This window comes from Sporosarcina sp. 6E9 (genome assembly GCF_017921835.1).
Taxonomy (GTDB): Bacteria; Bacillota; Bacilli; order Bacillales_A; family Planococcaceae; genus Sporosarcina.
Map to the genome: position 1 here is coordinate 1 of NZ_JAGEMN010000022.1, position 443 is coordinate 443.

Here is a 443-nt window from a genome sequence, read left to right on the forward strand (position 1 = left end):
TGCCAAGGCATCCGCCGTGCGCCCTTTCTAACTTAACCTAAAATATTCATCAGATTCCAGTGCATTTGACCGCGCTGTTCACTGTTAAATACTTTTCTTGAATACGACTAAACAGCGATGTAGAGTCAATATTCATTAAAAAGGTATTGCATTGTCAACTACAAAAGTAATTGACTCGATTGATTACTTGATTTGTTACTCTTTTTATTGTTTTATCCAGTTTTCAAAGAACAAGTTTTGAAAGTTCATGATTTACTAAGTGAGAAACACCTAATAAATTAAATGAGCCTTCAAAACTGAACGCAAAACGTCAAGTTTTGTGGAAGTAATTCCACATTCCGAATGTTGAAAGGTCAAACACGAAGTGTTTTCGCTTCCGAACATAATCCTTAGAAAGGAGGTGATCCAGCCGCACCTTCCGATACGGCTACCTTGTTACGACT

Annotated in this window: 1 rRNA gene; it reads right to left on the minus strand. The window is 37.2% G+C overall.

Features of this window, described 5'->3' with window-relative positions:
- Positions 1-393 precede the first annotated feature (393 nt).
- Positions 394-443 (minus strand): 16S ribosomal RNA (locus J4G36_RS18275); the annotation flags it as partial.